Annotated in this window: 25 protein-coding genes and 3 pseudogenes; 12 read left to right on the top strand and 16 right to left on the bottom strand. The window is 63.0% G+C overall.

Annotated features, from left to right (window positions below; genetic code table 11):
• Positions 1-2: 2 nt before the first annotated feature.
• A complete protein-coding gene (locus OHQ90_RS18215; RefSeq protein ID WP_328412035.1) occupies positions 3-2,012 on the bottom strand; it encodes an APC family permease in 2,010 nt (669 codons plus the stop codon).
• A gap of 171 nt (positions 2,013-2,183) precedes the next feature.
• Between OHQ90_RS18215 and OHQ90_RS18210 the strand changes: the two genes are divergently transcribed.
• The 3 genes and pseudogenes from OHQ90_RS18210 to OHQ90_RS18200 all read left to right on the top strand — a co-directional run bounded on the left by OHQ90_RS18210 (position 2,184) and on the right by OHQ90_RS18200 (position 3,191).
• Entirely contained in the window at positions 2,184-2,519 is a 336-nt protein-coding gene (locus OHQ90_RS18210) for a hypothetical protein (protein ID WP_328412034.1), read from the top strand.
• Positions 2,520-2,706: 187 nt separating this feature from the next.
• Positions 2,707-2,823 (top strand): annotated as a pseudogene (locus OHQ90_RS18205) (potassium-transporting ATPase subunit C); the annotation flags it as partial.
• 89 nt (positions 2,824-2,912) lie between these two features.
• The gene (locus OHQ90_RS18200) at positions 2,913-3,191 is read left to right on the top strand and encodes a DUF2254 family protein (RefSeq protein ID WP_328412033.1); all 279 of its coding nucleotides are present in this window, start codon (positions 2,913-2,915) and stop codon (positions 3,189-3,191) included.
• 155 nt (positions 3,192-3,346) lie between these two features.
• Here the strand turns inward: OHQ90_RS18200 and OHQ90_RS18195 are convergent, their stop codons facing one another.
• From OHQ90_RS18195 to OHQ90_RS18170, 6 genes are all read right to left on the bottom strand, one after another.
• Positions 3,347-4,135, bottom strand: a complete 789-nt coding sequence (locus tag OHQ90_RS18195; RefSeq protein WP_328412031.1) for a CPBP family intramembrane glutamic endopeptidase — start codon at positions 4,133-4,135, stop codon at positions 3,347-3,349.
• A gap of 121 nt (positions 4,136-4,256) precedes the next feature.
• Positions 4,257-5,624 (bottom strand): serine hydrolase domain-containing protein, encoded by a 1,368-nt coding sequence (locus OHQ90_RS18190; RefSeq protein ID WP_328412029.1) that lies wholly within the window; start codon positions 5,622-5,624, stop codon positions 4,257-4,259.
• 308 nt (positions 5,625-5,932) lie between these two features.
• Positions 5,933-6,694, bottom strand: coding sequence for an ABC transporter permease (locus OHQ90_RS18185; RefSeq protein WP_328412027.1), 762 nt, complete (start codon positions 6,692-6,694; stop codon positions 5,933-5,935).
• Positions 6,691-7,512 carry an ABC transporter ATP-binding protein gene (locus OHQ90_RS18180; protein ID WP_328412025.1) on the bottom strand — a complete coding sequence of 274 codons (822 nt, stop codon included), beginning with the start codon at positions 7,510-7,512 and terminating at the stop codon, positions 6,691-6,693. Before OHQ90_RS18180 ends, OHQ90_RS18185 begins: the two co-directional genes overlap by 4 nt.
• A 10-nt stretch (positions 7,513-7,522) precedes the next feature.
• Complete coding sequence (locus tag OHQ90_RS18175; RefSeq protein ID WP_328412023.1) at positions 7,523-7,897, bottom strand: DUF1048 domain-containing protein; 375 nt, start codon at positions 7,895-7,897, stop codon at positions 7,523-7,525.
• Positions 7,894-8,223 (bottom strand): PadR family transcriptional regulator, encoded by a 330-nt coding sequence (locus tag OHQ90_RS18170; protein ID WP_328412020.1) that lies wholly within the window; start codon positions 8,221-8,223, stop codon positions 7,894-7,896. Before OHQ90_RS18170 ends, OHQ90_RS18175 begins: the two co-directional genes overlap by 4 nt.
• A 1,824-nt stretch (positions 8,224-10,047) precedes the next feature.
• On the opposite strand from OHQ90_RS18170, the gene OHQ90_RS39440 reads away from it, so the two are divergent.
• The 3 genes and pseudogenes from OHQ90_RS39440 (at position 10,048) to OHQ90_RS18160 (ending at position 12,424) form a co-directional block, all read left to right on the top strand.
• Entirely contained in the window at positions 10,048-10,242 is a 195-nt protein-coding gene (locus OHQ90_RS39440) for a DUF6374 family protein (RefSeq protein WP_442941478.1), read from the top strand.
• Between the two features lie 1,041 nt (positions 10,243-11,283).
• Positions 11,284-11,625 (top strand): annotated as a pseudogene (locus tag OHQ90_RS39435) (IS110 family transposase); the annotation flags it as partial.
• 169 nt (positions 11,626-11,794) lie between these two features.
• Positions 11,795-12,424, top strand: coding sequence for a transposase (locus OHQ90_RS18160; RefSeq protein WP_328412018.1), 630 nt, complete (start codon positions 11,795-11,797; stop codon positions 12,422-12,424).
• Between the two features lie 53 nt (positions 12,425-12,477).
• Here the strand turns inward: OHQ90_RS18160 and OHQ90_RS18155 are convergent, their stop codons facing one another.
• Positions 12,478-13,119 (bottom strand): LysE family translocator, encoded by a 642-nt coding sequence (locus OHQ90_RS18155; protein ID WP_328412017.1) that lies wholly within the window; start codon positions 13,117-13,119, stop codon positions 12,478-12,480.
• Between the two features lie 284 nt (positions 13,120-13,403).
• Here OHQ90_RS18155 and OHQ90_RS18150 point away from each other — a divergent pair, with 284 nt between their 5' ends.
• The gene (locus tag OHQ90_RS18150; protein ID WP_328412015.1) at positions 13,404-13,907 is read left to right on the top strand and encodes a S1 RNA-binding domain-containing protein; all 504 of its coding nucleotides are present in this window, start codon (positions 13,404-13,406) and stop codon (positions 13,905-13,907) included.
• Between the two features lie 266 nt (positions 13,908-14,173).
• Positions 14,174-14,845: a DUF3558 domain-containing protein gene (locus OHQ90_RS18145; RefSeq protein ID WP_328412013.1), complete on the top strand. Its 672-nt coding sequence runs from the start codon at positions 14,174-14,176 to the stop codon at positions 14,843-14,845.
• Positions 14,846-14,849: 4 nt separating this feature from the next.
• On the opposite strand, the gene OHQ90_RS18140 is transcribed toward OHQ90_RS18145, so the two are convergent.
• Positions 14,850-15,965, bottom strand: a complete 1,116-nt coding sequence (locus tag OHQ90_RS18140; RefSeq protein WP_328412011.1) for a tyrosine-type recombinase/integrase — start codon at positions 15,963-15,965, stop codon at positions 14,850-14,852.
• A gap of 193 nt (positions 15,966-16,158) precedes the next feature.
• Here OHQ90_RS18140 and OHQ90_RS18135 point away from each other — a divergent pair, with 193 nt between their 5' ends.
• Complete coding sequence (locus OHQ90_RS18135; RefSeq protein ID WP_328412009.1) at positions 16,159-16,644, top strand: hypothetical protein; 486 nt, start codon at positions 16,159-16,161, stop codon at positions 16,642-16,644.
• A gap of 660 nt (positions 16,645-17,304) precedes the next feature.
• Here OHQ90_RS18135 and OHQ90_RS18130 read toward each other — a convergent pair.
• From OHQ90_RS18130 to OHQ90_RS18120, 3 genes are all read right to left on the bottom strand, one after another.
• Positions 17,305-18,144 (bottom strand): class I SAM-dependent methyltransferase, encoded by an 840-nt coding sequence (locus OHQ90_RS18130; protein WP_328412007.1) that lies wholly within the window; start codon positions 18,142-18,144, stop codon positions 17,305-17,307.
• A 351-nt stretch (positions 18,145-18,495) separates the two neighbouring features.
• Positions 18,496-18,984, bottom strand: a complete 489-nt coding sequence (locus tag OHQ90_RS18125; RefSeq protein ID WP_328412005.1) for a hypothetical protein — start codon at positions 18,982-18,984, stop codon at positions 18,496-18,498.
• Positions 18,971-19,537: a hypothetical protein gene (locus tag OHQ90_RS18120; RefSeq protein WP_328412004.1), complete on the bottom strand. Its 567-nt coding sequence runs from the start codon at positions 19,535-19,537 to the stop codon at positions 18,971-18,973. Before OHQ90_RS18120 ends, OHQ90_RS18125 begins: the two co-directional genes overlap by 14 nt.
• Before the next feature lie 94 nt (positions 19,538-19,631).
• Here OHQ90_RS18120 and OHQ90_RS18115 point away from each other — a divergent pair, with 94 nt between their 5' ends.
• Positions 19,632-20,036: a hypothetical protein gene (locus tag OHQ90_RS18115; RefSeq protein ID WP_328412002.1), complete on the top strand. Its 405-nt coding sequence runs from the start codon at positions 19,632-19,634 to the stop codon at positions 20,034-20,036.
• Here the strand turns inward: OHQ90_RS18115 and OHQ90_RS18110 are convergent.
• Positions 20,022-21,158 (bottom strand): annotated as a pseudogene (locus tag OHQ90_RS18110) (IS3 family transposase). The gene OHQ90_RS18115 and the pseudogene OHQ90_RS18110 overlap by 15 nt on opposite strands.
• Between OHQ90_RS18110 and OHQ90_RS18105 the strand changes: the two are divergent.
• The gene (locus tag OHQ90_RS18105) at positions 21,141-21,512 is read left to right on the top strand and encodes a hypothetical protein (RefSeq protein WP_328412000.1); all 372 of its coding nucleotides are present in this window, start codon (positions 21,141-21,143) and stop codon (positions 21,510-21,512) included. The pseudogene OHQ90_RS18110 and the gene OHQ90_RS18105 overlap by 18 nt on opposite strands.
• 146 nt (positions 21,513-21,658) lie before the next feature.
• Here OHQ90_RS18105 and OHQ90_RS18100 read toward each other — a convergent pair whose 3' ends face one another.
• Positions 21,659-21,763 carry an acetyl-CoA carboxylase biotin carboxyl carrier protein gene (locus OHQ90_RS18100; protein WP_328411998.1) on the bottom strand — a complete coding sequence of 35 codons (105 nt, stop codon included), beginning with the start codon at positions 21,761-21,763 and terminating at the stop codon, positions 21,659-21,661.
• Positions 21,764-21,773: 10 nt separating this feature from the next.
• On the opposite strand from OHQ90_RS18100, the gene OHQ90_RS18095 reads away from it, so the two are divergent.
• Positions 21,774-22,784 (top strand): dihydrodipicolinate synthase family protein, encoded by a 1,011-nt coding sequence (locus tag OHQ90_RS18095; RefSeq protein WP_328411996.1) that lies wholly within the window; start codon positions 21,774-21,776, stop codon positions 22,782-22,784.
• Here the strand turns inward: OHQ90_RS18095 and OHQ90_RS18090 are convergent.
• Entirely contained in the window at positions 22,709-23,329 is a 621-nt protein-coding gene (locus OHQ90_RS18090) for an AAA family ATPase (protein ID WP_328411994.1), read from the bottom strand. The genes OHQ90_RS18095 and OHQ90_RS18090 overlap by 76 nt on opposite strands.
• Before the next feature lie 543 nt (positions 23,330-23,872).
• Entirely contained in the window at positions 23,873-24,466 is a 594-nt protein-coding gene (locus tag OHQ90_RS18085; protein WP_328412934.1) for a DUF4272 domain-containing protein, read from the bottom strand.
• Positions 24,467-25,684 lie beyond the last annotated feature (1,218 nt).

The raw sequence follows: 25,684 nt of genomic DNA, 5'->3' as shown, positions 1-25,684 counted from the left end.
GGCTATTTTCCACCTTTATTCGAACCCGTTATGCCTCTACGTATTTCGCCGGGCCGGTGGTCTTCGCGCGACAGATCTCGCCGGTTCGACGACTGCAGCTGCCACGGCACGCTGGTCACCATCACGCCCGGTTCGAACAGCAGCCGCGCTTTCAACCGGAGCGAGCTCTGGTTGTGCAGTAGGTTCTCCCACCATCGGCCGACAACATATTCCGGGATAAAGACGCTGATGACATCGCGGGGTCCCGCCTTACGCAAGCGTTTCGTGTAGTCGAGGACCGGACGTGTGATCTCGCGATAAGGGGATTCGACCACGATCAGCGGAATACTCACGCTGTGGCGCTCCCAATCCTGGCTCAGCAGGCGGGTTTCGGTGTCATCGACGTTGGCGGTGATCGCGGTGAGAGTGTCCGGCCGAGTCGCTCGCGCGAACTGCACAGCGCGCCTGCTCGCCTTGGTCCAGCCCGACACCAATACGACTGCGTGCACCCGGGGTGGCAGTGTTTCCTCGTCGTCGTCATCGATGTGGAGTTCGGCGCGAATTGCCGTGTAGTGGCGGTGGATCAGATACATGAGCACAACCAGGACCGGGATTGCGATCACGACGAGATACGCGCCATGGGTGAACTTGGTGACCATGACCACGAGAAGGACGACACCGGTGAAGCTGGCGCCGAACGCGTTGATCGCCCTCCCGCGATGGATGCGGATCCGGTCGGCAGGGGTGGTGGCGTCGGCCAGTTCGCGGTTCCAATGTCGGACCATGCCCGCTTGGCACAGCGTGAACGATGCGAAGACGCCGACGATGTAGAGCTGGATCAACCTGGTCGCCGAACCGTCGAACGCATAGATCAGCGTGCCCGCGACGACAGCGAGCAGGATGATGCCGTTCGAGAAGGCCAGTCGATCGCCGCGGGTGTGTAGCTGGCGCGGCATGTACCGATCTTGCGCCAGAATCGAATTGAGCAGCGGGAACCCGTTGTAGGCGGTGTTCGCCGCCAGAATCAGGATCAGCGCGGTCATCACCATGAGGTAGTAGAAGGCGATGCTGTTGCCGCCGAACACCGCCACCGCGATCTGCGCGATCACGGTGCGCTGCGGATCGGTGTGGCAGTCACCGGGAAAGCCGATCAGATCGCATGCGTTTTCCGCGACACGGGTGTGGGAGATCATGGCCAGGGCGGTTACGCCGGTGAACATCGCGATCGCGATGATGCCCATTGCCGACATCGTGCGGGCCGCGTTGAGTGCCTTGGGTTTACGAAACGCGGGAACACCGTTGGAGATCGCCTCGGCGCCGGTCAATGCGGTGCATCCGGAGGAGAACGCCCGCAGCACCAGAAACGCCACCGCCGCGCCGCTGAGGCCGACCTGCTCGGCATGGATCTCGTAATGCGCGCTTTCGGCGACCGGCGCGTCCCCGAACAGCGCCTTGCCGAGACCGACGACCACCATGAGCGTGACCCCGGCGACGAACGCATACGTCGGCACGGCGAATGCGCGACCCGACTCCCGCACACCGCGCAGATTCATGGCGGTCAGCAACGCGATGAATCCGATATTGATCGCGACTCGGTGCGCATTCAGGTCGGGCACCGCGGAAATGATGTTGTCCACCCCTGCAGCTACCGACACCGCTACCGTCATCACATAGTCGACCAGCAACGCCGCAGCCACCACCAAGCCGGGTAGCGGTCCCAGGTTCTTCGCGACCACCTCATACGAGCCCCCGCCGGACGGATAAGCCTGCACAACTTGCCGGTAGGACAACGCGACGACAGCGAGCAGAACAACTACCGCGCCGGCGACCCAAGGCGCCAGATGGATATAGGCGAGCCCACCCAGCGTGAGGATGAGCAGAATTTCCTGTGTCGCATACGCCACCGATGACAAAGGGTCACTGGCAAAGATAGGCAGCGCCAGTCGCTTCGGCAGCAACGTCTCCCCGAGCCGGTCACTGCGAAACGGGCGCCCGACAACAAGACGCTTAACCACGTCGACCGGTGAAACCACGATGAGCCAGCCTAAGTCCGGCTAGCGGAATTCGACCCTGCTCGAGCTGTAGAGATTCCGTAAAAAAACCAACGGCAAGCTACAAGATCACGTCAAGGCGGCGGGCGATTAGCGAATAGGTCGCTATCGTCCTTACTCGGATTCAGCACCACCGAGAAGGTAGCCGCCGCGATGAACGACCTACCCTATGATCTTGCGAGCCTGCGTGAGCTGGTGAGCCACCGGTATATCGTCGAAATTCTCGATGCCCTGTCCAACCGGCCGCACACCGCCGCGGAGCTCACCGCGATCACCGCAGGTCGTCACCGCGCGCTGGCGCAAACACTGCGAGTCGTAGCTTCACACGGGCTGGTCACCAACGATTGCCGAGGCAGCTGGGACGGGACCATCCCAGCGACCGACATCATCCGGTTGACAGACCGTGGCGTGCGGGCCGTCGAATTACTGTCAAACCTGAGCGTATGGACAGCGTTGTACGAGCACACCGATCACGCTCGCGATCGGTAGCTTCCGTACGCAATACACCCTCGACGGGATCGCGACGCGTGATCGCTCCGTTACGCAGAGTCGCATCCGGTTCTATTGGCACACAGCATCTTTCGACTCTGACCCGCGCGGCACCTCCGGCGGTCGACCGCTACTCCTCGAAGCGGTACCCCATGCCCGATTCAGTGATCAAATGCCTAGGGTGCGACGTGCGCTGGTCGACGCCCACACCGATGGCCGGACCCTCGGCTTCCTCGGTGAACCCTGTGTCAACGTGGTCGAACTGAACATCGAACTCGACAGCAAGTACCCGTTCCGCGGTTAGTCATCCGCAGCCGATCGAACGGCCCGGCCCGGCAATTCGTATTGCCGGGCCGGGCCGTTTCGTCGTCGGCGACACCCGCTGGAGATGTCATGCCCGGCGTATTTCTCGAATCCGACCGCCGGCGCGAGGCGCTGCGCACCACTCTGTGGTTCATCCCCACGTTGGAAGTGCTTGCAGCCGTTGCCCTTTTCTCGGTCACCTATGCGCTCGACCGCGCCGTCTACCGAGGCACCCTCACCATCCCGTCCTGGATCATCGGCGGCACACCCGACGCGGCCCGGCAGATCCTCACCGCCATCGCCGCGGCGATCATCACTGTCGTCGGTGTGGTCTTCTCGATCACGATCGTCGCCCTGCCCCTGGCCTAGACCCAGTTCGGTCCGCGTATGCTGCGCCCAGGGTGCCCACGCTGACACCGACTCCGATGGTGCTCGCCAACCGCGTCCAGGCGGCCTGTTCGCGGTCGTAAGGCGTCTGGAAACGACGCCGTGTCCTCATACAGCAGATGGCGACCTGCCGAGTCTCAGATGAGGTTCAGCGCAACGGCGATGGTGCCGAGCGTCGCCAGGATCGAGGTCACGCCGACGTGCATCCCGATGGCCGGCCGGATGTCCTTCTCCCGCCAGGTCAACCAGAACCCCGGGAACATGAAGATCACCCGCGACACGAACACCCACGGCGACCAGAAGTGGTACAGCGAGAACAAGACCGTGCTGACCACCGGTGCCCAATCGCCGAGGTGGGCGATGCGGGGCAGCAGGAAGCCGCGGAAGTACAGCTCCTCGATGAGCGGGAGGGAGATCCCGGTCAGCGGCAGGCATATCACCATCGTGGTGAGCATGACCGAGTGCGAGTATCCGTCGAGGAATTTGGTGAAGCTGCCGGCGTCGTCCGTGTACGGGACCCATGTGAAGAAGTTTTCGAGGAAGAAGCGGTTCATCGGTGCCGTCGCGAAGCTCAGCACCATCATCCACACGATGAGCGCGATAACCATCGCCACCAGCTTCCCGCGCGAGAGCGGCTTGTCGGTGTAGTACAGCACACCTCGTAGCGAGAAGCGGCCGCTGTGCTTGCGGCCCAGCCACAGCAGCCCCGACAGGATCGGTATGAGAACCAGGCACAGGGCGATCGCCCAGCCCATGAGGGTCGGATATCCGATGGCCTTGACGAATGGTTCGCCGATGAGCAGGTAGGCGGCGACGATCAGGGCGCCGGGGACAAGATGCAACACGACCGACAGCGGCAGGGAGTGGCGGTCGCCCAGCAGCAGCTCGACTATTCCGTTCGGTCGAGTGTCTTCGAAGGCGCGCATGACAAGGGGTTCCTCGAACTGTTCGTGGATGGTGCGTGCAACGAGCCGGGCGAGTGCTTACTCGACGGGGACGGCTTGGGCACGTGCTTGTAGAGCGTGGAGCGACCCTGCCGGGACTCCGTCATCCGAGGCAGGCTCGGACGGCTTTGGCCAGGCTCGGCGCCCGCGGGTCGTCGGGCCGGAGGTTCCAAAGGTTCGTGACGTAGCCGAAGCCGACGCCGGCATCGGGGTCTGCGAAGCCGATCGATCCGCCGGAGCCCGGGTGGCCGAACGACCCCGGCCCGACCATCGGCAGCGATGGGCAGGCTCGCCAGAACCCGAGCGACATGTAGAAGGAGCGGTCGGCCGGGATGTTCAGCTCCGGCGGCAGCCCGTGCAGCCGAGTCTTGTCGGTCTGGACGACGGTTGCCCTCTCGACAGTTTTCGGATCGAGCAGCCGCACGCCGTCGACATCGCTCACGGTGGCGGCATACATCCGTGCCAGCGATCGCGCGTCCGCGACCCCGTTCGCGGCCGGGAACTCTGCCGCGCGCCAGGCACGCGTGGTGTAGTACGCGGTCGCAGGGTCGGCCATGTTGTCCAAGGCCCCGCCGAGCGAGCCGGCGCGGGCTTCGACCGAATTCGGACCCCACCCGGACTTGATCCATGCGGTGACCGTGTCCACATCGAGCCCGGTAGCCGCGACCAGCCCGGCGATCAACTCCTCCAGGCTGAACGGAGCCGCGTTCTCGATCAGGGCCAGCCGTTGCTCTTCTCGCTCGGGCAGCCCGATCCAGGCGCTCAGCCCGAGAGGGGCAGCCACCTCGTCAGCGAAGAACGTGCCGAGCGACTTGCCCGAGATCCGACGCACGACCTCCCCGACCAGATGACCGAAAGTGACGCTGTGGTAGAGGTGCTCGGTGCCCGGTTCCCACAACGGCGGCTGTGCCTCGAGGGCACGGATGACCGGGTCCCAGGCGCAAGCCTGCGCGAATGTCAGCGGTCCGTCGACGATCGGCAGACCAGCCTGGTGTGACAGCAACCAGCGCACCGGGATCCGCTCCTTGCCGGCAGCGCCGAACTCCGGCCAGTACCGGACCACCGGTGCGTCCAGATCCAGCTGGCCGCGCTGTGCCAGCAGATGGGCACAGATCGCGGTAGCGCCTTTCGTCGCGGAGGCGACCCGGACGATGGTGTCCTCGCCCCACGGTCGGTTCACCGGGCGATCGGCGAGGCCGTCCCACAGGTCGACGACACGGCGGCCACCCACATAGACGCAGCACGCCGCGCCCACTTCGCCGGGGTTTCGCTCGAAGTTCGCGCGGAACGCGTCGGCGACCTTTCCCCAGCCCTCCTCGACACCGTTCTCGATACCGCCACGGCCACCGCTCCCGGAGTCGTTGCCGCAACCGACGAGGGCGGCGAGGCCGGCGACCGCACCGACACCCAGCGCGCCCTTGAACAGGGACCGGCGCCCGAAGTGTCCCTGCCCGGATGTCGTGCCTACCATCGCTGTAATCCTTTTTCTTGAGAACTGAAACTTCTGGAGAAGACCTACGCTCGGATCGACCGGGAAGCCTTGTCACTCGATCGGTGCTGCCGAGGTGGTGTACGAGAAGCATTTGCAGCCCGCGTCATTGGCGAACACGGCCGTCAGCTCCATGCCGTCGTGTCACTCCCGGCCCGAACTCGGTGGCGCCGTTCAGGGTGAAGGCGCTGATGAAGCCTGTTCCGAGTTCCCGATCCGCTTGTCAGCAGGCCGCGCAGGGTTTCGATATCGGGGTGACCTGCTACCCGGCCGGGCAGGTCACGGTGCTGTCAGGAGATCTTGCGGCGATAGGTGGCCATGGCGAAGGTGTAGGCGACGATGAGGATGCCGACACACCAGCCCAGCGCGATCCAGATGTCGGTGCCTACCGGCTCCTGCGCGAACAGGTCGCGGATGGCGTTGACGATGGCGGTCGTCGGCTGGTGTTCGGCGAAGGCGCGCACCGGGCCGGGCATGGTGTCAGTGGGCACGAATGCCGAGCTGATGAACGGCAGGAAGATCAGCGGATAGGAGAATCCACTCGCGCCGTCCGGGGACTTCGCGGTCAGCCCGGGGATGACGGCGAGCCATGTCAACGCCAGGGTGACCAGGGCCAGGATGCCGGCGACCGCGAGCCAGGCCAGCACTCCCGCGCCGGAGCGGAAGCCCATGAGCAGGGCGACGAGCACGACGACCACCAGCGAGATCAGGTTGGCGACCAACGAGGTCAGCACGTGCGCCCACAGGATGGACGATCGTGCGATCGGCATGGACTGGAATCGCTCGACAATGCCGTTCTTCATATCCAGGAAGAGGCGGAATGCGGTGTAGGCAATGCCCGAAGCAATGGTGATGAGCAGAATTCCGGGCAGCAGATAGGTCACATACGAATCCGACCCTGTGTCGATCGCGCCGCCGAATATATAGACGAACAGCAGCATCATGGCGATCGGTGTGATCGCGGTCGTGATGATGGTGTCCGGGCTGCGCATGATGTGGCGCAGGGACCGTCCCAGCAGGTAGCCGGTGTCGCCGAAGAATTGCGTGGTCATCGTTGTTCCTTACTCATCCGTGCCGGGGCTGCGGCATTGCCGGTGTCGCCGTCATTGCCTTCGTCACCGACGAGGGCGAGGAAGACCTCCTCTAGGGTCGGCTGCTTCTCGACGTATTCGACCTTGGCCGGTGGGTGCAGTTGCTTGAGTTCGGCGAGGGTGCCGTTCACGATGATCCGGCCCTTGTGCAGGATCGCGATCCGGTCGGCGAGTTGTTCGGCTTCGTCCAGATACTGCGTTGTGAGCAGCACCGTGGTGCCGTGCTCGGCGAGTGCCTTGACGGCCTTCCACACCTCGATGCGCGCTTGGGGGTCGAGCCCGGTCGTCGGCTCGTCGAGGAAGATGACCGGCGGGTTCCCGATGAGGCTCATGGCGATGTCGAGGCGGCGGCGCATGCCGCCCGAATACGTCGATACCTTCCGCGTGGCCGCGTCGGTCAGCGAGAAACGCTCGAGCAGGTCATCGGCGACCGTGCCCGGGTCCTCGACGCGCCGCAAGTGGGCGACCAGCACGAGATTCTCCCGCCCGCTGAGGATTTCGTCGACGGCGGCGAACTGTCCGGTGAGGCTGAAGGACTCCCGCACGTTCGCCGGGTGGGTGGCGACGTCGAAGCCGTTGACGCTGGCCGTCCCGGCGTCGGCTTTCAGCAGCGTCGACAGGATTTTCACGACGGTGGTCTTGCCTGCCCCGTTGGAGCCGAGCAGGGCGAAGATACTGCCCCGCGCCACGTCGAAGTTCACGCCGCGCAGCACATGCAGGTCCTTGTAGGACTTCTCCAGGCCCTGCACATGGATCGCCGGAGCATGTTGTGTCGTCATCGAACGGGCCCTACCTTCGGTTTCCGGTGTCTTCGCCGGCGGCGCGCTCGATAGCGTCGGTCAGCCGTTTCCGCTCGCGGTCTTTCCACGAGTCCTCTTGGTAGTTCCGCGCGAACGTCTCGATGAACTCCACGGGGTCCTCCCCGATGACCTCGCGGATCGGGGTTCGGTCCGCCGCGCTCTGCTCGAACAGATCGATGAGGTCCTCGAAAATCGCAGTGCTGCCTCCGGGCCCGAGGACCATCAGGTACCGCTCGAGGGCATCGACTGCCGTGCGATAGCTCGCGGGAAGCTGTTCCTTGCGCGCCTTGTACTGCCGCCACCGCTTCTTGTCGCCGATGTCGCCGATCACCTTCGAGGTGAGCTTCGAGATGTCCATGGTCATTTGCCTCCTTCATGGAGCTGTTCGAGACGTTGCGAGAGGAAGCTCCAGGTCCTCCAGAACTCGTCGAGATATTCCTGTCCCTGCGCGTTGAGGGAATACACCTTGCGCGGCGGACCCTTCTCCGACGGGATCTTCTCCACGTCCACGAGGCCCCTTTTCTCGATCCTCACGAGCAGGGCGTAGATGGTGCCCTCGGCGATGTCGGAGAAGCCCTGCTCCCGCAGCCACGCGGTGATCTCGTAGCCGTACGCGGCCCGCACGGACAAGATCGCGAGGACGATGCCCTCCAACGTGCCCTTGAGCATCTCCGTTATCTGCTTGCCCACGGATCACCTCCTCGTACTAGTAAGCATTACTGACTACTAGTAGATAGTAACACTGAATAGCGACGACGCAAGCGCGCCGTGGCGGCGGGAGGTGCAGGCCGGTGCAAGTCAGGGGTTCCGGTAGTAGTGGCGCAAAGTGCGACGACGTTTCGGGTAGCGCCTGGTCGGGGTGGGTCGAGCGGTTCAGGGCTACGCCGGGGTGGTTGCCCGAATGCGAAAACCATCCTCCACCAGGGGAAACCGTCATATCCGTTGCTTTCGGCGATCACTACCGGAACCCCATCCAAACGGCTGCGCTGCGCGAGAGGCCGAGAAGCTCACCCCCAGGTGAGACCCAGTGCGGCAACGGCCAACCAGCACGAGGAACAACCCTTCGGCCAACCCGAATGACGGCGGCGTTGACCCGCGGGGCCGGACGAACGCGCCAGGCGGCTGCGGCGTCGAACCTCGCGGTATCGACCCATTCGGCGATCACAGTCACTGCGACCAAACCTGAGGATCGGCGCGATGCACGAAATGGTCGAGCCCAAGCAGCGCGGTATGAAATCGACTGCGTCCCTGATCGTCCCGGCTACCGCCCGCGGTGTCATCACCCGCAACCCGACCACTTGACTGTGGCCACTGATCGCGGCAGGCGGTTGGGTCGCAGGCTTGCGGCGCGCCCGGCCCAACTGGGCGACCTAGGTCCGTCTCCCAATAGTTTCAGCCATTCAACGGCCAACGTCATGACGAACCCCGAACGGTAGGTCAGGGCGAGTTCGTCGTAACGGGTAGCGACACCACGCCAGTACTTGGCCTTATTGAAGGCGGGTTCGCCGACCACAGCCCTGTAAGCGCCCGGTCGAACCCTGGTCGTCGCCCACCGGTGCCACGCTGTTTCCGGGCGCGATCTGGTCAACCCGTTCGGGAATAACAGCGCGGATACCCTTGCCGCGCAACGATCTCCGGTTAGCCGCCGAAGAGCATGCCTTATCGGCGCGTACCTGGCCAGGACAGCGGCGCGGCCCACGGGTCAGCCACCCCGGTACAGCGATCACGTCGAGCACCGCACCACCATCGGTGAGTTACCGGCTTGGCCCGCGCCCAGCAAACACTGCAAGACCGCTGCGCCTTCGTTGTCAACCCGCCATGCGAGCGCCCGACCGCGTAGTCGGCAGGCTCATAGCCCACCGTCCGAGCCGCTGACAGCCACGCCACCACCAGAGCCCCGAGGATTTCCAACTACAGGCGCCGCGCACCCTTCAGGCGAAAGGCCCGCTTGCCTACCTGTAGGCACGCTGGAGGGTTTGAAAATGCCGAACAGGGAGCGGAAACCGCCTCCGACCTGGTCGGGATGACAGGATTTGAACCTGCGACCATTTGACCCCAGCAAAGGCAGAAAGTCATCGATGCACGTCACACACGGTTTGTCTCTTGTCGGGTCTCCCCTGCGTCGGCCTGTTGTTCGTGGGCGCGCACGACGTGCGGTCCCCAACTGGTCCCCACATTGCCAGGCACGGGGACGGTCGGTGATCAGGGGCAATCGAGGGTCGGCCTTCCCGCCGCCGAGGGATTGATAGCGTGCAACTGCCGTTAGGAGTGTCGTCGAAGTCGAACCAGAAACCTGCCGGTTCTCTTGCTCGTCTGCGGTCGTTCGGTCGCGGTCGCAAAACACCCCCGTGACCAGCGCCTTCAGGCTAGCCTTGTCCGCTTCCATACACCACCGGATGGCCCGATACCGGGACGTTTGTAGTCGGAAAGTAGCCAGGGATTCGGCCGCACCGACCACACGGTTCCTGTCGAACCCCACCTACTATCGAAAATTTGTTCGACTCGGATAGCCTCATGATCATGCCGGAACTCTCTCGCCTGGAATGGGCTCGCATGAATCTCGATCAGGTGCGCACCCAGCTGCTCGCAGCGGCCTGCGGCACCCGGTTCCTAACCCCGGAACAGCTGGAGTGCGCCGCGGGAAACTCGAAGAGGGCTTGCGGGTCTACGACGAGGAGATCGGCCCCGCGGTGCCCGACGCATCCCTAGACAACGCGCGCCCGATCTGCCCGGACCCTCGGCGTCCTCGAAAACGCTGAGGCAGCCGGGTCGTTGATGCGACGGCACCGGGGTTCCACGGGTTCCCGGTTGCCAGATCCAATCGTCCTGTAATGCCGATTGCACAGCGCTCCAGGCACCCGATCAAGATCGGCTTCGCACTGGAGGCGAAGTGCTACAGCCCGACGAACTCGATCGGGGTACGGGGAGATGAGCACGGTCTTGGATGCCTTTCCAACTGCCGTGCTCCCACGCCCAGGCCCAGCTTCGATAATGCCCTGCGCTGACTACATATCCGTCGTCTGCGTAGAGAAGGCCGCCCAGCTCGTTGCGGAAGTCATCCGGCCCGCGCACCGCCACGGTGTTGTGGTCGACGCCCATCCGCTCCAAGAGCTCCTGGGCGTTGATCTGACGGGCGAAGGTGAGGTTGACCAGCGGCAGATCCGTGTCGTACATCCACCCAAGGCCCCCGGTCGTGGTGTTCACGATGCCCCCGGTTCGTTGATCGCGATCAAGGTCGGGAAACACAGTCCATGATCATGAAACAGGCGTCGTCATCAGCTGAAGCAGTCACAGCGGCTGACACTGCCATGAGCCACCGACATCCATGGCCGGGCCCGGATTCTCGAAACCCTCGATTGTCGCGCCGCCTATCGCGCACCTCGATGCGCTCACCGCGCTCACGCGTATGGCCACCGACTCGAACTCCCAAGCGAGCGGTGCGTAGCTGGATTGGCTGGCGCCAACGCCTCGGAGCACGAACTGACTCCTGAACGCACGGTATTCGGCTACTTAGAGACTTGTGCCACGGCCGACGCCCGGCCATGCTCGGTCGAGCTGTCCGGCGAGACGCTCTCTTTTCGGCTGTCCACCACATATTTTGGTGTGACTCTCTTTTGGCGTGCGTCCCGCCGGGCATCGGGCCAGGTTGTGGCTCGAGAGGGGTCTGCCCAGCTGGAAGTAGCGTTGCCCTCCTCGCTGCCCCTGTCGCGGTTAGTGAGGAGACATCAGTTGAGTCCAGTTGTTATCGGCATGGATCCGCATAAACGATCTGCCACCATCGAAGTACTCGATCACACCGAATGCGTTCTCGGCCAACGCCGATTCGGTACCGACACCCCCGGCTACAAAGACATGCTCGCACTCGGGCGCCGCTACCGCGATCATGTCCGGGCGGTGGAGGGCTGCAACGGGATCGGCAAGCACCTGGCGCAACGGTTGATCGCCAACGGCGAGACCGTGGTGGACGTGCCGGCGAAACTGTCGGCCCGGACACGAATGTTCTCCACCGGTCAAGGCCGTAAGACCGACGCCACCGATACGCACTCGATTGCCCTTGTGGCCCTGCATACTTCGGATCTGCTGCGAGTGCGACCCGACGATCACCTGGTGGCGTTGCGCATGCTGGCCGATCGCCGCGACGAACTCGCCCATCGCCCGCACCAGCACGGTCAGCCGCCTGCACCGGCTGCTGCTGGAGCTGATTCCCGGTGGCGCCAAACAATTCCTGTCGGCCAGACAGGCCCGCACTCTGCTCGCCGGAGTGCGGCCACGCGACCTGGTCGGCAAGACCCGCCGCCAGCTCGCATCCGAGCTGATCACCGAAGTCGCTACGCTGGACAAGAAAATCAAAACCGCGGACAAACAGCTCACCGAACTACTCGCCGAAACCGGCACCAGCGCGATGAACCTCTACGGCATCGGCCCTTCGGGAGCGGCACGACTGCTCGGCGACATCCACCGGTTCCCCAACGCTGGCCGGTCCGCCTCCTGGAACGGCACCGCCCCCATCGATGCCTCCAGCGGCGACCACCAACGACATCGCTTGTCCCGCACCGGGAACCGGCGAATCAACCGGGTCCTGCACATCATGGCCATCGTGCAATTACGCAACGACACACCGGGCCGCGCCTACTACCGGCGCAAACTCGCCGCCGGGAAAACACCGATGGAAGCACTACGCTGCCTCGGACGACACCTATCCGACGTGGTCTGCAAACAACTCCTCCGCGACGCCCACCAACGCTCAGGGGCGAGCCCGGGAGGACATTCGGGGGCGTCTCTGACATCCAGCGCGGCCGACTCAACCCCAACGATCGACACTTCGGACAAGTCACTTCCCGAACCCGCCACCAGCGAGACTACGCCCCAAACAACCGTCCTCTTGACATAGAGGGGTGCCATTACCGCGCACTTGCCAGCAGCGTGTTATTCGCGTCGGTCAGCCTAGGCCGGAACCGGGCGGGTCCGGTCGGTAGCTAGTAGAACGGCGACGACGCCGAGCATTGTGCCGGTGACCCAGCGTTGTGCCCGCATCCGGAGCGGGCGGCCGGTCAGGAACGCTGCGATTGTGGCGGCTCCCAGCACGATCAAGCCGTTGACCGTCAGCGCGATACCGATCTGCACTGCGCCCAGCAGCAGGCTCTGCAACCAGACTCGCCCCTGTTCTGGGGTCACGAACTGCGGGATCAACGCCATGTAGATGATCGCGATCTTGGGATTGAGCAGGTTGGTGACCAGCCCCATGCTGAAGAGCCTGCGCGTGGAGTCGGCGGGCAGATCGGAGGGCTCGAACACAGAGATTCCGCCGCGCAACGTCTTCCACGCCAAGTACGCCAGATAAGCTGCGCCGACCAGCTTCATGCTCAGATACAACCCCGGCACCACCGCGAAGATCGCGGTTATCCCGACGGTGGCGGCCACGAGATACACCATGAACCCGACGGCCACACCCGATAGCGATACCAGACCCGCTCGCCGTCCCTGCGATATGGTGCGCGACACCAGATACATCATGTTCGGGCCCGGCGTCAGCACCATTCCCAACTCGGTCGCGGCCACTCCCAACACCGCCGTGGTTTCGATCATGCTCTCATCCTGGGGTGCAGCTGGCTATTTGTCGCGAGCCAGTTCCGACGCACTGGAACGGTAACCGTTGCTGTCGGGAGAACCCGCCGTTGAAACATCGCGGAATCGGCAGATGCGGACGTTCACGACCACGCGCCCAGCGGCATGAGCGTACGTTCCGGCGCTACTCGACTGCCATGGCGCGACGTTCCGCCGGGTAGTTGAGCGGGCTGAGCGTGTCATGAAAGGCTGGACAGATGGACTGGCGGGCCGAGAGCCCCGAACTGTGGGCGTTCCTGGGGTCATTGCGGCTCGGCGAGATCCTTTCCGGCACCGTCACAGCGATTGAATCGTTCGGCGTGTTCGTGGCGTTGGATGATGGCCCCCCGCATCCGCTCTACCCGGGCGTCGGGTTCATCACGATCCCAGAATTGTCCTGGAGACGTTTCGAAGCGGCTTCCGACGTTGTTCAGGTCGGGCAGCGCGTTTCCGGTGAATTCCTGCAGTTCGACACCTGGAATGCCGAGGCCAGGCTGTCTCTGCGAGCAATGCAGCCCGACCCCTTCCATGCCTTTGCCGAGTGCACCACCGTCGGCAGAGAACTACATGGGCACGTCACCAAGCTGGTGCCGTTCGGCGTCTTTGTCCAAGTGGCGGATGGGATCGAGGGGCTGATTCATCGCCGAGACCCCACCCTGACGCCGGACGATGTCGTCCAGATCGGGGACGATGTCATGGTCGTTGTCACCCATGTCGATCGGGAAAAACGTCAGCTGTTCCTCTCCCGACAAACCACCGGTCAGCTCTGAGCTTCGAGCACCCTGGATCAGGAAGGGCTACCGTCCAAGCACGGCCGAAGTCGCCAGTTGTGCACTCAACTCGGCTTTTGCGTACGTTCGGCAGGCTGCGGTCCGATCTGCTCGGCTCGACCCGTAAGCGGCGCGCAGATAGCCGGCTAATCGGAGATGATCAGCACCTTTTGGCGGCGGAACACGTGGACCGCTGACTTTCTGATGTCTTCAGCTCTGCAATGATCCTGTGTAACAACCTGTTTCCGAGGCGCGAATATGCATTCATGAGTCGTACGACAACGCGATCGATCAGCGTCGCAACGATGGCACTCGGTGCCGCACTGCTGCTTGCCGGATGTGGTCCCGCCTCGAACGACAGCACGTCCGCGCCGAGCACCCCGAACAACACGGTCACCTCGGCCAATGCAGTCACCGCGACCACAGCGGCGCCGACATCGGTTCCAGCCCCGGCGACGACCGTCGCGTCCGAGTCCACGACGGCGGCGCCGGGCACCGACACGGATCGGCCCGCCGGCAGCTGGAACCCTTGTGACACTCCCGATTCCGCGCTCGCGAGTGCGGGCTTGAACGTCGCCAGCGAGCAACCGATCTCGAATCCCGGCTTCCCCACCGAGAAGTCCTGCAAATGGAAGACCGCCGACAACGCGCTCGAGTTCTACGTCACGGCCTACGGCATGCCGGTAGGTGAGCTGCGCCAGACCGGTAAGTACGTCGACTTCAGTTCGGTCACGGTGGCCGGCCGTAAATCTCAGCAATTCCGTGCGGCGCAAGACACTCACAAGCTCGGGTGCTACATCGCGGTACCAGCGTCTTTCGGTGGTGACATTTTGCTCTTGGCGTCACGAATCTGGAACCCTCAGGGCGGCACCGACGGATTCAACTCCTGCGACGATGCCCAGCGCATCGCCAACTCCCTGGTCAACCACATACCCTGACGCACTAACGCTCGGGTGTAATGGTCCTGCTCATCTTTGCCCGAAGCCTATTCTCGGACACACCGACGCACGCCCCTGCCAGTGCCAGTTCTGCTGCGTGAACCCAGGGATCAAAGGGCCGATTCGACCGCTCATCGGCAGGTGCGTGTGTTGAGTTGTCATGTGCCTGAGGCCATGTAGGCGGCGAGGATGTAGTTGGGTGGCGGTCGAGGTTCGTGCGGGTGCGGTCGTAGCGCATGGTGGTGCGCGGGTCGGCGTGGCGAGCAGCGATCTGAACATCGCGTAGGTCGACTCCGGCGTCGAGCATGGTGGTGACGAAGGTGTGGCGCAGCATGTGCGGGTGCATGCGTGGCAGGCGCATCGCTGAATCCTGGGCCAGGCGCCGCAGCCGTCTTGTGGCGCAATGACGATCCATGCGCCGCCCTCGGGTGTTGAGCAGGATCGGTCCGTGGTCGCGGGCGCCAGTAGCGCGGTCGATGGCTCGCCCGACCGCTGGCGGTAACAGGATCAGGACGAGCTTCGAGCCCTTGCCGACGACCCGCAGTACGCGGTGGCCGTGTTCTTCGCCGATATCGTCGGCATCGGACTTACATGCCTCGAAGATCCTCAACCCGAGCAGCCCGAGCATCGCTACGAGCGCGAAGTCGAACCGGTTGGCTGAATCACGAGCCGCGGTGAGCAGTGCTTCGAACTGCAGGTGTGAGAGTCCCAGTGTCGGTGACTCGTTCGATACTCGGGGGCGGCGGACGTACTCGGCCGACGAGTGGTCTATGACGCCGTCGATGACGCAGGTGCGGTAGAACCCGGTCACTACTGCGGTGCGGCGGGCGACGGTGGAGGGTTTGTACCGGCGGGTCTCTTGCATCCATCGCACGTACCGTTCGATCTCGGTCCGAACCACTGCTAGCGGCAGGAGGTGGTGTTCGGTGCACCAGCGGAAGTACAGGCGTAGGTCGGATCCGCAGTGTGTACGAGAGCTCCCCGTGAATCGAGCCAGATAGGCCGCGCAGGCCAGCCGCAGTACGAGATCGTCACCGGCGAAGGTGACGTCGATATCCGATGAGGCACCCATGCCCCACGATGCCGAGAAGACCAGGCAATTGCACCCTGGTGGCGGCATGAGTGGACGCTACTGCCAGCCAAAGCTTGTGCCGGCAAGGGCTGGCAGGTACCGAACCGTGATCGGCGCGGCGGCAGAGCTGGGCAATCGGAATCGGTCACCGAACCGGCAACCTTCTAACAGACATGGGATTTTGTGACGGCCTCGATTAGCATCGCCCGGCATTCGCACTCAACGACAGGGGTACCACCTCGTGACCAAACCCGCCTACCTCGCCCTCGGCCTACTCGCGGTCGCGCTCACCGGCTGCTCGACGCATCCCAGCACCTCACCGATAGCAGCCCCGATATCCACGACGACGACCGCGGCCAAGTTTGGCGCACCAACCACCACCGCGACCGCGCCAGCCGACGACAGCTACGCCGGACCCGCCCACATCCCCACGTACGTATGCGATGAGGCCATCGTCGTGCCACCGCTGGGGTACAAGGATGGAGACACCGTCGTGATCACCGGCCGAGGCGACTGCCAACCTACTGAAGGCACTGTCGGACAAGACAACACGATGAGAGGTCCCTGGCAGATCACCCAACGCAGCCCGACACCGATCACTTACAACTGCGGAAAGCAACCTCCAGCGCTCATTGGCCTCGACGGCAAACCCAACGAGTTCGTCACCATCTCCGGCAACATCGCGAATGCTCCGGCCTACGTCAACGGCTACGACTGCATCCCGTAAGCGATCACACGCTGACCGGTTCGGTCAGCGCGATCAGCGGCATTACCGGATGTTTATCTAGTCGCCGTACTCATGCTTCTCGAAGGTCCAAGGTTCCTCAGATGTCGATCGCCATGCCTGAGTCCCGGGCGGCATCGTCGCCAAGGACGCGAGGTCGGCATCTGCCGCCACCATATGCTCGATACAAACCAGCGCAGCGTTCCCATTTGGGTCATTCACACCGTCGGCAATGGTCCAGTCGCCGTCATCCCAGTGCGTGACGAGCCTGGCAAGCTCTGCCCCCTCTAGCACGGTCCGTTGAACCACTACACCCAAGTGCTGCGGGAACTGGCCATCTGGATATGGCCACGCCAAACCTCGTAGAACTTCATGCGTCACCCGAGCAGCGTGCCAGACCAGGCGCCGAGAGGCGACCCCAGACTGCCGGCGACTGCTGTCTCGAATCGCACTCAACTCGGCATTATGGGATGTCCGGAACCGCATTGCGTCTCATTCCCCAGTCGCCCGCCCAGCGGCATGACAGGGCGTCTTTCAGCTCTAACGAAGCGCCCCGAAGCACACACGGCGATTTCGCCAACCCTGGCCGAGAATGGAGTGCTGTCGGCTCCGCACGGCCTGGTCGTCAAACTCTCGCCTGGGCTCGTGCCTGGCTGGTTCGGCTCATTGTCGGACAGTTGCCCGCACGAGTCGGCACAGATCGGCGGGGTGCAGTGCATCCCGGCGCTGCCAGAGTGCTGCATCGACGGCCTCGCGTTGTGAAACGTGTTCGGCCACTGCGAAACCATGGCGTTCGAGCAATAGTGTCAGCTGCTCCGGTGTGAAGACGCTGAGCCACGGCTCGCCCTGTTGCGCGGTGGCCCCGAGTGCGAATTCCGCGTAGACGCGGCCTGGTTCGTCACGTAGTTCGGGCGGGAGTGCGTATTCCATGATGAGCTCGGTGCCCGGAGCGAGCTGGCCCAGCGAGACGAGTGTCGCTGCTATCGCGGACTCGGTCAGGTACATGGATACGCCGAGCCAGCTCACCAATGCTTGCTGATCCGGGGCGAATCCGTGCGCAACCAACCCGGCGGCAAGATCGGCCACTTCGAAGTCCACTCCGACGAATTCCACCGCTGCGGTATCCAGTCCCGCGGCTGTCAGCAACTCCTGCTTCCAGCTCTGGGTAGCAGGATGGTCGACCTCATAGACTGCGATCGCTCGGGCCAGCGGTGAGCGGTAGGCGAAAGTGTCCAGACCCGCGCCGAGAATCACGTATTGAGTGAAGCTGGCCGACAATCGGTCCTCGGTGTAACGACTGCGGATGTTGACCTGGGTACGAGTGCCGCTGAGTATCGGGTGATCGCCGAACTTGCGGTGATAGCCGACGAGTTCGGCGGCGCGCGCGCCGAGCAGCGCCTCCGCGACAGTGTCCTGGAACAGATGCGGCTCGCGATCGACGATCAGGTGCGCCGCACGACCGGCCGCCGCCATCATCGCGGTCCGGCTCGGAACTTTTTCCATCGAATTCTCCAGTCATCGCCACAGCAGTTCCAACAGGAATACCGATACTAGACAAGGAAATTCGATTTCGCTTTTACCATATCACACAATAATAAATTTCCGATTACGGAAAGTATGTCTCGCACAATCGGTTCGGTTGATGGCTCGAACTGCGACATCCAGCGGCCTGTGAGCTGGTGCGGTGCCGGGAGTCCTGGCTGACTGCCGGCACGAATGGCTGCTGCTCCGCTTTCAAGATCGGTCCCACACAGCGGATCTGGTATCGCGAGCTGCTTACCGATGAAGCGGCCCGCGCAGCGGCATGTGAGTGCATTGCGAGATGCGAGCAGCGAGACATGCGGCGAATCGTGTTCACGCGATCCCTGAGCTGATTGGCCTACTCAGGTCCCGCAGAGCGTCGTCGTATTGGTTGCGGTCGAACCGGAATGGACCGAACGCGCCATAGTCGCGTGTTCGGCGACCTGGTTGTTCGGAGCAATCCCAGATCACGAGGTCGTCGGTGACGGTGATCTCGGCCAGGAGTGGCCAGCAGCCCCACTCACCGCATTCACATACGAGCACGGGTGTCTTCGATCCCGTTGCCATGGTTGACCTTCCGTGGAAGTGGTCGTCCATCTGCAGGGACCGAGAGTGCGCCGGGATGAGGCCACCGTATGCCCCACCTGCGGGCTGCATACCTGCGTCGAGCTCGAATCTGTCGATCAGATCGGTGAGTGGCACGCCGTCGATACGTGGGATGATCCGGTCACGTTGCATGATCGGAAGGATTCCGGCGAGGAGCCAGCGGCGTGGGCGGGGGAACTGGACTTGTCTGTCGAACTGGATCTTATTGATGGCCATGGTGAAATCCGGTCTCGCCGGTGGATCGGTACGTGGCCGCGGCTTCGTGCAGCTCGTCGATGGGGATTCGGGCGGGGTGGTAGCGGTGCGTGTATCGGTTGAAACCGAATTCAGCATCCGGTTCGGCAAGTCTGGCCTCGACCTCATCGGACCATTCGGTGCGCACGAACAGCGCCGAGTAATTCCTGGCCAGACCGGCGACCTCGCCGGATGGCCAATCCAGTTCCGGCGGTGGATCTTTCAGCAACCTCGTGATGGTTTGCATCAGCACCGGTAGCGCATCGGAGTAGTGCCGGGGCCATGGTCCTGAGCCGTGCAAGGCGCTGAGGCTGAGCGGGTGAACAAGAAGAGTGGTCTGGTCATCCGTATCGCCGGAAACCAGCCACTTGCCGGGGATCACCGGCAGGGGCGCACGGCGCCCTTTCCATAAGAGAAGATCACTGCGCCAACATATACGGGCACCCGCTCCACCTGCAATATCCGCTCGAACAGGTGCAGGCCAACCTGGTGATTCGATCCGACTCGACAGGCCTTTGCCTTCGAACGAACGCACTCAACTCGGCAGATGCGGACGTTCACGACCACGGGCCCAGCGGCAGGAACGGACGGAATTAGCGTGCGCTGGCCGGGTCGTAGCTGTCAAACTCATGACCGTGCCGAACCGTTGGAACGAGATCGACTGGGACGATCCGCGCCCCGAGCTGCTCGAAGTCATTGCGTCGTGGGAGAGCATCGCTTGGGAACCCGTGCCCGTGAATGCCCCGGCACTGGAGCGGTACCTCGTTCAGGTGGCGGCGACCCACCTGAACGGTGGATACCTATTCGGGCGGTGGTGTGCGGTCGACTATTCGGACACGACGGCCTGGTTCCTCGCTCGGAACCGGTTGGAGGAGTACGAACTCCTTCGTGTCTTCTTCGACAGTAAGGCGGTCCGAGCGGGGCTCAGCGAACTTCAGATCCCCAAGCCGCTCGGTCGGGACGTTGGCGGCTTTCAAGAGCATTGGGCTGTGACTGGGCCCCGATGGCAGGTCCACCGGCTATGCGAGTTGTAGTTGCTGCTCGAACTCGGTCGGTACCCATTGCTCACGGAATGCTTGCGGGGTAAGGAAACCCAGCGATCCGTGTGGCCGGTAACTGTTGTACTCGATGCGCCAGTCCTCGGCAAGGACCCGCACCTCGGTCAGGGAATGAAACACCTCGCAGGACAGGAATTCGTCGCGGAAACGCCCATTGAACGACTCGCAGACACCGTTCTGCCACGGCGATCCCGGATCGATGAACGAGGCATCGACTCCGGTGAACCGGCACCAATCCCGCATCGCGTGTGCGGTCATCTCGGTGCCGTTGTCCATGCGAATGTGCGTCGGCTTCACCCCCGGTGGCCACGATGATCTCGTGGAGCACACCGACCAGCTGATCGGCGGTACACGACCGGAATGCCCTGGTGGCCAAGGCTTCCCGTGTGAACTCGTCGATAATGTTGAGGAACCGGACTTGTCGGCCGTCGACGGTGACATCGACCTGGAAATCCAGGGCCCACATCTGATCCGGGAACGACGCCTTCAACCGCTGATTCCGCCCCGGCCCGATGCGGCGTTTCTTACGCACTCGACTCGGTCGCTTCAATCCCTCCTCACGCCAGAGTCGTTGGGTGCGTTTATGGTTGGTGACCAGACCTTCGCCGCGGCACAACGCGTGTGCCTTCCGCCAGCCCCACCGCGGATGACGCCGGGAGATCGCGCGCAGCCGCCACCTCAACGTCCGTTCGGCCTCGGCGACCGTCGGCGGCCGACGTTGCACCGACCGCGACTGCCCCACCACTCGGCAGGCGCGGCGTTGCGAAACCCGAAACCGCTGCTGCAGAACCACCACGGCCCTGCGACGGCGGTCCGGGCTCAGTAGTTTCCCCGGTTCACTTCCTTGAGCATGTCGATATCGAGGGCCTGCTCGGCGACCATCTTCTTCAACCGCGCGTTCTCGCGTTCCAGCTCCTTGAGCCGTTTCGCGGCGGCGGATTTCATGCCGCCGTACTGGGCTTGCCAGCGATGCCAGGAAGCCTCGGAAATCTCGAGGTGCTTGCACACTTCCTCGATCGAGAATTTCTCGCCGATCAGCTTCTCGCCCTCGCGCAGCTTGCGGATGATCTGCTCGGGGGTGTGTCGTCGTCGCGCCATGTCGTGATCTCGTCCTCCTGCACCCATTCTGGTGCATCAGAACTCTCACAACCGCTGGACCTGCTCAAAGGGCTCCAGTCAGCTGGATCGCTGTGCCTGGACGGCTTGCTGGCTGGCGCGATCGTGAATGGCGGCGCACATGAGCGATACCGCGGGCCAGCGCGCGATGCGATGGCGCTCGCTAGTGCTGCCGTTGAAGCGTTGACCCAGAACCGTTTTGAGGACTTTCGCATGGATGTAAGCCATGAGGCATGGGCTCCATGGTTCGAGGGCGTGGTATTTGATCAAACGTACGTCCTGACTGACACCGCCAATGCAGAGATCACTGTTCTCTGCATCACCGACACAAGCTGACAAACAGACTGACAACGCCCGCTCTTCGGCATTGCGTGCGTTTGGACAACCGCGCGCCCAGCGGCATGTCAGGACGTTCGGGAGGCGGTGACAGCGAGCTTCGCCCCCTCTCATTGACAGGAGCAATCTGTAGTCGGTGACGACTGCTAAACAATGGTGAACAGGGGTTGGTCGAATTCGACCGGTTGGCCGTTCTCGACCAGGATCGACTCCACCACGCCGCTCTTCTCGGCCTCGATGTGATTCATCATCTCGCCGATCGTGGCGATCCTGACACCGTTCCAAACCGACGGCCGCATCGACTTCGCGGCACTGGGCGACTACCTGGACCTACTCGCCGCCGCCGGTGTCCGATCAATCCTGGTCAACGGAACCACCGCCGAGTTCGCTAGCCTCACCGACACCGAACGGCGCTCGGTCGTGGAGTACTGCCGTGGTCGGTGGCCCGGCGAGCTGATCACCCACATCGGCTCCACCGCGATCGGTGAAGCCATCGCACTGGCGCACCACGCCCACGATCACGCAGACCGGCTTGCCGCGATCAGCCCCTACTTCTTCGCCGATGCCCCCGAAACCGGAGTCGAGCAGTACTTCACCGACCTCATCACGACCACGACACTGCCGGTGGTGCTCTACAACTTCCCACGCCACACCCAGAACCCCCTGAGCCCGGATCTGGTGGCGCGGTTGGCCGCCCGGTTCCCGCAACTGTGCGGGATCAAGGCCTCCGGAAAGGACAGGGCGATCACCCAAGCTTTCAAGGCCCGCTGCCCGCATCTCCAAGTGTTCGTCGGCAACGACCGCATCGGCGCGCAGATAGCCGAGATCGGTGTCGACGGCGTTGTCACCGGCGCGGGCGGCCCGGTCGCCGAGCTACCGGTCGCCGAGCTACCGGTCGCCATCGCAGCCGCCGCCCGCGCCGGAGATCAAGCCCGCGCCGACTCCTTGCAACGCAACTTCGACCTCTACAGCAACACCCGCAAATCCCTTCCCTTCACCGATATCGCCTTCGCCAAAGCCGCACTCGCGCAACGCCTTCCCGGCTTCCCCCTCACACATGCGGCCGCCGCTGTCGGCCACGACGGCCGAACAGTATCAACAGGTTCGTGGCTTCATGCGCGACATCATGATCGATATCCTCGACTCCATCTGAGCCGACCAACCAGACCGCACTCCGCCGCGAGCGATCTTCGCCGTCAGTTGCCGATTACAACATCAACGACAGCGTGCGCGATCTCGCGTAAACCGCTGTCGAGGACGGTAGACCGGTAGGCATCCCAGTCGGCGAGCTTCGGCGCGTCGCGCTCGGCGCCGCGGTCGATCATCCGCTCCTTGACCTGCGTAGCCGTACTGTCGAGCCATATCGTTTGCACTACACGCGAATTCGGTGTCCGGGTTCGCTCCCGCAGGTGCTGCCCCAATCGCAACCCGGCCACGGCTGCTTCGCGAATCACCGACAGGAACGGCGCATCCAGGACCACAGGGTGACGGCTCCCGATTCCCAACCCCATGCGGATCAGGCCGTCGTAGACCCCCGGCGATACCACCGACCGGTACACCTCGCTGTCACGATCGAACGGATCGCTACCCAATGCGCGCATCACATCCTGCTCGAGACGCGGCGCGAAACTGTCCTTGTCCAACACAATCGCACGCACCCGAGCGGCGAGATACGTTGCGGCCGTCGACTTGCCAGAACCAGGGAACCCACAGATCACAACAACGCCCCGCCCGTTCAGTGTCGTGGCCACATCATCCAGCGCGGCCGTCACTGCCTCTGGGAGCACACCCGCCTGACTACCTTGCCATGCCTGCACCGCAGTGATCCTATTCGAGCGCGATGCTCGTAGTCGGAGTCCAGCCGATAGCGGGCTGCGACTCCGGCATCCTCAACACCCCACACGAACAGTTCGCTGCGCCCCTACCTGCCTGCACCGATCCCGGCTCAGCCCGCGCGAAGTCATCGACACGGCCACCAGTCGCGCCGCCGAAGTCCTTCGCCTTTTAGCATGTGACAGGTATCCTCACCGCCGGACCCGTCCAGAAAGAACTGCGCGCGAGCCCGCGGCTCGGCCCGCGCGAACCGTCCTCGAACCTGCGAGGTCGACGAATCCGACTCGGACACAACATGCTCCAACACCGCATTTCAGATCTACCAGCACCGACTCATGCCAGTGCCGTTGCATTTTTAGTCGCGCGAGTCGGTCACTCCCGGTCGTTCACCCCTTGAAAGTGGCCATCGATGCAGAACAGAGCGGCCAACCATTGCGGAGACGGAGGGATTCACACCCTGCCGTAACGGCAGGGATCACTCCTAGTCGAATCTGCTACATTCGAAGCGATTTCGGGCGTTCAATCTTCTATTCTTGGTCGGCGTCCCATTCCGATTGGCCAGCACATGAAATCCAATGCAGAGCATGGCACCGTTCTGCTACCAGCAGAGGGTCCAAGCCGTCGACAATTTCTCCACATTGCTCATATATATTCTCCACAAAGTGATTGAGAAAGAAATAGTAATGCAGTTCCGCGAGTATCTCCTGCCTGGGACGCAGTTCAGCTTTTCGGATGAATGGTTGCAAGGGTTCGCCCAGCGCCGGCAAGCGGTCGGCGACCAGTGAGCCGTCCATTCTTTCACTGGGTTCGAGCAGGCTCGAAATGTCTCCTGAAGCCCACAGCAGGACGTACAGGGACTCGGCTCTCCAAGTCAGCAGATTCGATTGCATCGCCGCTTGCTTCCACAGCATATCCTCTTCAGGCAACTCGGTCAGTGAAAATACCCATTTTTCTCGCTCTGTCAATTCGTGCAGAAAATGCTCCGCCCTGATCCATTCTGAGATTTCTTTTGGATTCGGATGGAAGATTACGCCGAGCAGTGCATGTAGAGCAAGCGTTCGCTTAGCCAACTCGACGGGATTGCGGAATTGGATAGGAAGAATCTCCTCGATTCCGGGCATGGATTCCACTTCCAATCCATGCTGTTTCAATCGAGTCTGTGTCGATAGCATCATTGCACACCTTTTCATTGACTAGCGTGAGTATTTCGAGAAACTCCGATGTGGGCATGAACCACGGAAATCTTTCCTTGCCCGAGCCCATCCTTGTACGCCTCTTCGCATTGGTTCGAACCGATCGTTGCTTCGCGCCCCGCGTTCAGATGCAAACGACAGGAGCCCAGGACGACCGCGGATGCGGCGGACGCTCTGACGGTCTACCGAGTTGCCGGTACTGCGCCGGCAACATCAGCGAGCGACCATCTGCCGGTGACCGTGGACTACGACGTCGACCGCACGGGTCTCGACGCTTCTCTCTGGTCACCGAAATCTCCGAACGATGTATTACATTGCGGAACAACAGGTTTCCGGAGGCATGCTGGCAGAGGCTACCAGGAAGCTTGCACTCCTTTGCCGAAGGATCGATCACCGGTCGGGGCGCGTATTGATCCATCGGCGTCGATGACCAGAGCTGAATCGGGGGCGCCGATCGGACCGTGGATCGGTCGGAGTGCGATGGGATCCAAGACACCGTTTGAGCCACTCACCCCACACCTGCCGAGCGTGAGCACGGTCGTCAGCGGACCGAGGGCCGGTCTCGACTGGAGGCTCGGACTGTGGGGCGCGGTGCAGATACTTGGTCATGCATGGTTGGACGCGCCACACGCGCCGCCGGTTCCAACCAGTCACCGCGGACGTCCGCGGTGCGCTGCGACCACAATTGGTACCACCTGAGGCTGTGGACGCGGTCCACAAACCGGGCCGCCCTTCAGGTCCCGAGAGCCCGAGAAGCCCTCAGCGGACTGGAGATGCGGGAATGATCTGCAATTGCGGGGTCATGACCGGTCTGAGCACAGGCCGCCAGGGAACCAGTAGGGAGCTGGCGAGGAGTGTGATGGCGGCGCATCCGATCGCAAACGCGGATGCTGGTGGTGGCGGTCAGGGGTCGATTGCCCCATGACTGTCCCGGATCACTCTCTTCGGTCCGGACAGCTTTGTTTCGACCCCGCAAACCCAGCCCAGACGATCGCTGTAGCGCCAACCCTTTGCTTTTGCGGGACCCACATTCCGCACCTGGAAAGCGAGCTGAACTAGGATCGCACGTTGCTGCGTGGACAACTCGCATCGGGGCATGATGCAAACATCACTGGAATTCCGGAGGATGATCGAACCTCCGGATAG

This window comes from Nocardia sp. NBC_00403 (genome assembly GCF_036046055.1).
Classification (GTDB): Bacteria; Actinomycetota; Actinomycetes; order Mycobacteriales; family Mycobacteriaceae; genus Nocardia.
The sequence above is the reverse complement of the archived record's forward strand: the minus strand, read 5'-3'. Positions and strand labels throughout refer to the sequence as shown.

Coding starts and splice junctions, on each gene's coding strand:
- OHQ90_RS18185 (WP_328412027.1), bottom strand. CDS start 6,694: ATGACCACGCAATTCTTCGGCGACACCGGCTACCTGCTGGGACGGTCC.
- OHQ90_RS18115 (WP_328412002.1), top strand. CDS start 19,632: ATGACCGTGCCGAACCGTTGGAACGAGATCGACTGGGACGATCCGCGC.
- OHQ90_RS18100 (WP_328411998.1), bottom strand. CDS start 21,763: ATGATGAATCACATCGAGGCCGAGAAGAGCGGCGTGGTGGAGTCGATC.
- OHQ90_RS18180 (WP_328412025.1), bottom strand. CDS start 7,512: ATGACGACACAACATGCTCCGGCGATCCATGTGCAGGGCCTGGAGAAG.
- OHQ90_RS18155 (WP_328412017.1), bottom strand. CDS start 13,119: ATGATCGAAACCACGGCGGTGTTGGGAGTGGCCGCGACCGAGTTGGGA.
- OHQ90_RS18125 (WP_328412005.1), bottom strand. CDS start 18,984: ATGGCCATCAATAAGATCCAGTTCGACAGACAAGTCCAGTTCCCCCGC.
- OHQ90_RS18195 (WP_328412031.1), bottom strand. CDS start 4,135: ATGCGCGCCTTCGAAGACACTCGACCGAACGGAATAGTCGAGCTGCTG.
- OHQ90_RS18140 (WP_328412011.1), bottom strand. CDS start 15,965: ATGCCGCCACCAGGGTGCAATTGCCTGGTCTTCTCGGCATCGTGGGGC.
- OHQ90_RS18190 (WP_328412029.1), bottom strand. CDS start 5,624: ATGGTAGGCACGACATCCGGGCAGGGACACTTCGGGCGCCGGTCCCTG.
- OHQ90_RS18145 (WP_328412013.1), top strand. CDS start 14,174: ATGAGTCGTACGACAACGCGATCGATCAGCGTCGCAACGATGGCACTC.
- OHQ90_RS18085 (WP_328412934.1), bottom strand. CDS start 24,466: ATGCCCGGAATCGAGGAGATTCTTCCTATCCAATTCCGCAATCCCGTC.
- OHQ90_RS18200 (WP_328412033.1), top strand. CDS start 2,913: ATGCCCGGCGTATTTCTCGAATCCGACCGCCGGCGCGAGGCGCTGCGC.
- OHQ90_RS18210 (WP_328412034.1), top strand. CDS start 2,184: ATGAACGACCTACCCTATGATCTTGCGAGCCTGCGTGAGCTGGTGAGC.
- OHQ90_RS18130 (WP_328412007.1), bottom strand. CDS start 18,144: ATGGAAAAAGTTCCGAGCCGGACCGCGATGATGGCGGCGGCCGGTCGT.
- OHQ90_RS39440 (WP_442941478.1), top strand. CDS start 10,048: ATGATCATGCCGGAACTCTCTCGCCTGGAATGGGCTCGCATGAATCTC.
- OHQ90_RS18175 (WP_328412023.1), bottom strand. CDS start 7,897: ATGACCATGGACATCTCGAAGCTCACCTCGAAGGTGATCGGCGACATC.